This is a genomic window from Methanobrevibacter sp. (assembly GCF_045611865.1).
Classification (GTDB): Archaea; Methanobacteriota; Methanobacteria; order Methanobacteriales; family Methanobacteriaceae; genus Methanocatella.
Map to the genome: position 1 here is coordinate 23,925 of NZ_JAZKXX010000066.1, position 6,901 is coordinate 30,825.

Genomic DNA, 6,901 nt, shown 5'->3' on the forward strand with positions numbered 1-6,901 from the left:
TATGTGGATAATCCTTTTTAAAATTATTCATAAAAGTTTATTAATTGTTAAAAATATATTTATATATATCATTCTTTTAAGGAGAAGATAAAATGGGAGAAGTTAAAAAGGAAGACATTTTAAATATCTTGGCCGGTTATGACAAAAGCGAAATCACAATAGCCACTCTTGGAAGCCATACTTCTTTACATATCTTGCAAGGTGCTAAAGAAGAAGGATTTAGAACAGCTATAGTGTGTGAAAAGGGAAGGGAAGTTCCATACCAAAGATTTGATGTTGCTGATGAATATATCATTGTCGATGAATTTAAAGACATCGTAAATGAAGAAGTTCAAGAAAAACTCAGAGCTATGAATGCAATTGTTGTTCCTCATGGTTCTTTTGTTGCATATGCTGGTCTTGATAATGTTGAAGATAAATTTAATGTCCCTATGTTTGGAAACAGAGATGTACTTAGATGGGAAGCAGAAAGAGACAAAGAAAGGGCATTACTCGTTGAAGGTGATGTAAGAATACCTTTCAAATACAATGATCCTTCTGAAATCGACAGGCCTGTAATGGTCAAATTCCCAGGTGCAAGAGGTGGAAGAGGTTACTTTGTTGCTTCATCCACTGAAGAATTTGATGCAAAAATTGAAGCTATGAAAGCACGTGGATGGTTAGACGACAGTGATGTGGAAGCTGCACACATTGAAGAATATGTTTCCGGATGTAATTACTGTATACACTATTTCTACTCTGCTCTAGATGATAAAGTTGAATTAATGGGTATGGATACAAGATATGAGTCAAGTATTGATGGATTTGTAAGAATGCCTGCAAAAGACCAATTAGACATTGATTTAAGTCCTTCCTATGTTGTTACTGGTAACCACCCTGCTGTAATTCGTGAATCATTACTTCCACAAGTATTCGATATTGCAGATAAATTAACTGAAAGTGCTAAAAAATTAGTTGCGCCAGGATTAAATGGTCCATTCTGTATGCAAACATTAGTAAATGATAATTTAGAAGTAATCTGTTTTGAAATCAGTGCTAGAACTGACGGTGGAACTAACACATTCATGGACGGTTCTCCTTACTCCTACCTAACATATGGTAAACCAATGAGTATGGGTAGAAGAATCGCACTTGAAATTAAAAACGGTATAGAAAGAGATGAATTAGAAAAAATAATAACATAGTGTTATTATTTTTTATTTTTATTTTTGTTTTTACCAATTTTTTGCTTTTTTTCGTATTCTTCTTTTGCTTTAACACGACTTCTTTTAGCCCATGCACCAACAAGACCAACAAAAGCACCGACAAGAAGAATTATAATAACTACTGTAAGCATTCCAGTTTCAGTTACAAAAAATCCACTAAAATGTCCTAAATATCCTTGAAATGTTAGTGCAACAATTGGAGTTGCTGCAAATGCTCCAATAAGAGTTCCGCTTATAATATCTTTTTGAGCATATCCTGCATATAAAAGTCCGATTGCTGAGAATGGATAAAACCAATCCCAATACAAGTATCCAAATATGATAAATGCTGCAGCTATTGCTGCTCCAAATACCAAAGCTTTTACATCTATGTTATCTATAAATTCCATTATGTAATCTCCATTAACTTATTCTTTTGAAGCTATTGTACCACCTATAGCTCCAGTAATTCCCATAACGATTGCATAGTAGATTAAATCCATGGCTATTGCTGTTAGACTTGTAATTCCTGAAACTGTAAATCCGGTTAAGCCTCCGAAAATGCCGAGAAAACTTCCGCCGAATGTTGCGACTAAAATAAATAAAATACCTGCAACGATTGTACCTAGTGCGCCTGCAACAGCAGCATTCCAAAGTCCGCCCATAGTTCCTTCATGAGCAATATAACCTGTTATAAATCCTACAATTAATAATCCTATGATTTCATAATGTGCAAAGAATGATTTTACTATAACTGCTAGAATGAAACCAACAAAAACTGCGCTCCATTTAGTCATAATATCACCTTTTTATAAGATTATTCGATTTTAGTAATAAATGTTTTTATTTTTTCCTGAGGATTTTCAATTTCCTTTGAAGTTAAAAACATTGTTGAAAGTTGAGTTTTTCCTGAAACTTCTGCTATTTTGTCCAATGCCTTGTCATATCCTCCACCCATGCATGTGCAAAATGATGCCATATTTTTGATTTGATCATTGTATTTGAGAAGATAAGTGTGAATTGCAGGAACCATATTTGAAGACCAGACTGGGGTTCCAATTATTACTAAATCATAATCTGATGGATTTTTGGTAATTGGATCAATATCGCTTGCTCTACCCATTGTCGCATTCATTCCACCTTTCATGAATCCAAGTTTTCCGTTATACTTGTTACCATCAGTTATTTCTTCAATATCGCAGTCCAATTCTTTTTGAATCATTTCAGCTATTCTTTTAGTAGTTTGTGTTCTAGAATAATATACAATTAATGTTTTCATAAATATCACTCAGTATATGTCTTTTAATTTGTCTTTTATCTGATTTAAAATTGCCTGATGCATTCTTCTGGTAAACTCACCTTTGTCATTTTGGTTTAAAACATCAAGATAGCCCTGTGAAACTAGGTTAAATGCAAATGGGCTTGGGATTACGGTATCGATTGTTTTAATTGCCATTTCTTCTCTATCAACCATCTCAATGACTTTCAGAGCATTTTTTATATCCATGTAATCTTCCATAGCTTCTCTTCTCGCCTCTTTTAGGATGGAAAAATTATCATCCATGTCTTGAACGAATTTAAGCAGTATTTTTCCACGGACCTGTTGGCGACCAACAGATTTTGACTCTCCTTTATATCTTCTAAGGGTCATGAGTGACCTTCCGGCACAATGTCTAAATCTTGAAGCTAATGTTTCTGTCTTATTCAATGCATTGGTCAATATTTGCTCAAAGTTTTCGGGAGTAAGTTCCTTAAATGATTCCAATCCTCCAATGGCTCCGTCAGAACTTAAATAAAATCCATTGTCGGAAATTGATATTGTTACATTGGTGTTGTATTTCTGTGCAACGATGTATGCTGTAGCCCTTGAGAGCGCATCATTGACTTTTCGCCCAAACAGTGAATGGAAAATAACAAATTTCCTGCCGCCAAAACCTTTGTAGTATTCAATTAAGAGTAATTGGTTACTTGGGATTTTAGCATACTTGAATTGTTCGACAAAGTATTCATAAATTGAATTGGCTGCAAAATCATCAACATACAAGTAATCATGAATGAATTCCATTATTTCTTCTTTGCTTCTTCTATACTGGAATTTTGAGTTCATATGGGCTCTGAATCTTTGAATATCCATTGCAAGATCAAAAGACAATGGGAGCTGTTGTGAAAACCATGAAGGAATTGTTGGAGGTCCACTTGCAGGGGTTACGTTTATCGTCATTCCTTTTCCATAATTGAATCTATAGGTTCTACCACCCAAAACAAAGGTATCTCCTTTTTTCAATCTTTCCATAAATGATTCTTCAATTTTACCTACAGTTTCACCATCACATTTGACTAAAACACCTGATGAATCAGGTATTGTTCCGATGTTTGTTGAATAAAGCATTCTAGCTAGTTTTCCACGTTTTCCAAATGTATTCTCTTTATAGTCAATCCAAATTTTAGCATAAACATATCTCTCTTCGAGTTCCGGATATTCTCCAGCCATATAACTTAAAACATCTTCATAATCGTCTCTTGTAAGGTCTTTGTAGCAATAACTCTTTTGAATTACATCATATGCATAGTCAATATCCCATGGATTTTCAATGCTCATTCCGTAGATATGTTGAGCCAAAACATCAAGGCAGTTTGTAGGTATTCTGATTTTATCAATTTTTCCTTCTTTTGCATTTTTAAGCAAAACTGAACATTCCACCAAATCGTCACGGTTTGTTACAATTATTCTTCCTTTTGATTTTTCATGTAGTTTGTGACCACTCCTACCAATCCTTTGAAGGGCTCTTGCAACAGATTTTGGTGAGTTTATCAAAACGACTAAATCAATGTATCCTATATCGATTCCAAGTTCCAGAGATGTTGAAGATACAACTGCTTTGAGTTTTCCTTCTTTTAATTTGTTTTCAGTTTCTAGTCTGACTTCTTTTGAAAGTGAAGAGTGGTGGGCCATTATATTTCCATCATTATAATGCATAGGATACATTTTCTTTAGATTGTAAACAAAGCGTTCAGTTCCGCTACGGGTATTTGTAAATATCAATGTTGTTTTATTTTCTTGGATTAAATCATCCAGTAGATCGTACATTCCCAATTTGGTGTCTTCTTCATCTGCAAGTACAATATCACTTACTGGTGACATTACTTCTATATCAAGCTCTTTTAGATAGTTTACATCGACTATTTTACAATTTCTCCCGACCCCATATTCATAACCCACCAGGAACATTGCAACTTCTTCAAGGGGGCTGACTGTTGCTGAAAGCCCAATTCTTGTATATTGGCCGATTAAATGTTGCAATCTCTCTAAAGATAGGCTTAAATGAACACCTCTTTTGTTTTCAGCAAGAGAATGTATTTCATCAACAATAACATATTTGACGCCACTTAACTTTTCTCTAAACTTTGGTGCAACAAGTAAAATGGATAATGTTTCGGGTGTTGTAATCAGGATATGTGGTGGTTTTTTAAGCATTTTTTGCCTTTGATATTGTGAGGTATCGCCGGTTCTTACGGCTTTTCTAATTCCAAGCTCCTTACCGGCGATTTTTTCAATCCCATCTAGTGGTTCATCCAAATTCTTTTCAATATCATTGTCCAATGCTTTTAGTGGTGAAATATAAATGCAATAAACCTTGTCTTCTAGTTGGTCTTTTTCAGCAAGTGCTGTCAAGTCACTTAATACGGATAAAAATGCTGTCAATGTTTTACCTGATCCTGTAGGTGATGAGATGAGGATGTTGTTCTTTTTGTGAATGTCAATGATTGATTTTTTCTGAGAGGGGGTAAAATCATCGAACTGTGAGTCAAACCATTGCATTACCCAGGGATGTAATATTTTGTATATTTGTTTTTTGGAATAGCTTTTAGTTTGCTCCTCAATCATTTTTGCCCCTCATTTTTCATAGTATTGTAATATTTTATTGATTTTTATAGTTTTTATATTTTTGAGTATAATTTTTTGCATGATTTTTTGTACATTTCAAAAAATTTATATTGATATTTTAATCAATTAAATTATTGTTTCTGAATATCATATAATTTTTATAATATATTCTGAATATCTATTACAAAATCATATAAAAATAGTTAAATAGTTTATTTTTTAATATATTTAAACATAGGCTAATGCCTAAGGTGGTATAAAAAATGAAAAACTATTTTGATATTAAAGACAAAGTTGCACTAGTTACTGGTGCTTCCTCAGGTTTAGGTTGGCAAATTGCTCAAGCATATGCAAGCCAAGGCGCAAAATTAGCATTATTCGCTAGAAGAGAAGAAAGATTACAAGAAAACGTTGCTGAAATAGAAGAAAAATTCGGAACCGAAGTAATGTATGCTGTAACTGATGTGGCTGATGTAGAAAACATTGCAGAATCAGTTAAAAAAGTAATTGATCATTATGGAAGAATCGATATTTTAGTAAATGCTGCTGGTATGGGTAACAATAAACCTGTAATGGACCAAACTACTGAAGAATGGGACCACCACATCAAAATAGATTTAAGTGGTGTTTACTACATGTGTGCTGAAGTTGGAAAATACATGATTGAACAAGAATATGGTAAAATCATCAACATTGGTTCAATCCACTCAAGAGTTATCTTCCCTGGTGGAGGTATTAGTGCATACTCCTCAGCTAAAGGTGGTGTAATGAACTTAACCAAAAATTTAGCTGTAGAATGGGCTAAATATAACATTACTGTAAATGCAATTGGTCCTGCTGTATTTGCAACTGAATTGACACAAGATACCATTGATTTAGATGGATTCATGGATCTTATCGTAGCATACTGTCCAGCTGGCCGTTTAGGTGAACCTGGTGAATTAGATGGTTTAGCTATTTACTTAGCTTCTGATGCATCTTCATACTGTACCGGCCAATTAATCTGTGTAGATGGTGGATGGACAGCAATTTAAATAAGAGAATTTTTCTCTTATTTTTCCTTATTTTTTTTAAATTTATATATTCTTAAAAACTAACTTATTATTATGACTTTTAATGAAGCTATTGACAATTTATCAAGTGATGACGTTAGCGTTAGGAAGGAAGCTATTGAGTCATTAGTTGGTATTACTGATGAAGAAGCTATTGAACCATTAATCAAGGCCACTACTGATGAAAATGCACAAGTCAGATTCAAAGCGGCTGAAATTTTAGGGAATATGGGTGAAGTGGCTGTTGATAAATTAATTGAAGAATTTAAAAATGCCGAAGGTAAAGACAAAAGATTTTTAGCATTTGCACTTAAGGAAACCGAAGACAGCAAAGTTATTCCATATTTTGTTGAAGCAATCGATGATGAAGATTTTGGTGTTAGAAAAGTTGCTGTACGTGCTTTGGGTGAACTTAATGCAGTCGATGAATTGGATGCAATTGCAAAATGCCTTGAAGATGAGGATTGGGGTGTAAAACTAGCTGCCATTCAGGCATTAGGGGATCTTGCAACTGATGAGTCAATCAAGTTAATCAAGGATATAAGAAAAACCGAGGATGATAAGGACTTTAAGAAGTCCTGTAATAAGGCCATTAAAAAGGCAGAAAAAAGAAAAAAAGCTAAAGCATCTGGTGAAGCCATAGTCAAAGTTATTCCAATGAGCACAATAAAAGAAATGGAAAAAACTAACTTGCAAAAGGCTATTAAAGAGTATGAAAGATATGTTGAAGCAAAACAGCCAAAAGATGCTCCATATAAAAGATTATGTGTTCTTTACAG

7 protein-coding genes are annotated in these 6,901 nt (G+C 33.8%); 3 read left to right on the forward strand and 4 right to left on the reverse strand.

The features are described from left to right. The first annotated feature begins 92 nt into the window (after window positions 1-92). Window positions 93-1,184, forward strand: a complete 1,092-nt coding sequence (locus ACKI32_RS07795) for a formate--phosphoribosylaminoimidazolecarboxamide ligase (protein WP_407415153.1) — start codon at window positions 93-95, stop codon at window positions 1,182-1,184. A 5-nt stretch (window positions 1,185-1,189) separates the two neighbouring features. Here the strand turns inward: ACKI32_RS07795 and ACKI32_RS07800 are convergent, their stop codons facing one another. From ACKI32_RS07800 to ACKI32_RS07815, 4 genes are read right to left on the reverse strand one after another with little or no spacing between them, the layout of a single operon-like run. Beyond that, entirely contained in the window at window positions 1,190-1,594 is a 405-nt protein-coding gene (locus ACKI32_RS07800; protein ID WP_407415155.1) for a hypothetical protein, read from the reverse strand. A gap of 18 nt (window positions 1,595-1,612) precedes the next feature. After that, a complete protein-coding gene (locus ACKI32_RS07805) occupies window positions 1,613-1,981 on the reverse strand; it encodes a DUF5518 domain-containing protein (protein WP_407415157.1) in 369 nt (122 codons plus the stop codon). Window positions 1,982-2,001: 20 nt separating this feature from the next. Further along, window positions 2,002-2,463 (reverse strand): flavodoxin family protein, encoded by a 462-nt coding sequence (locus ACKI32_RS07810; RefSeq protein WP_407415159.1) that lies wholly within the window; start codon window positions 2,461-2,463, stop codon window positions 2,002-2,004. Window positions 2,464-2,472: 9 nt separating this feature from the next. Then, entirely contained in the window at window positions 2,473-5,070 is a 2,598-nt protein-coding gene (locus tag ACKI32_RS07815; protein WP_407415161.1) for an ATP-dependent helicase, read from the reverse strand. Window positions 5,071-5,333: 263 nt separating this feature from the next. Between ACKI32_RS07815 and ACKI32_RS07820 the strand changes: the two genes are divergently transcribed. Continuing rightward, window positions 5,334-6,104 (forward strand): SDR family NAD(P)-dependent oxidoreductase, encoded by a 771-nt coding sequence (locus tag ACKI32_RS07820; protein ID WP_407415163.1) that lies wholly within the window; start codon window positions 5,334-5,336, stop codon window positions 6,102-6,104. Between the two features lie 72 nt (window positions 6,105-6,176). Beyond that, window positions 6,177-6,901, forward strand: a 725-nt coding sequence (locus tag ACKI32_RS07825; protein WP_407415165.1) for a HEAT repeat domain-containing protein, incomplete at its 3' end; no start/stop codon positions are given.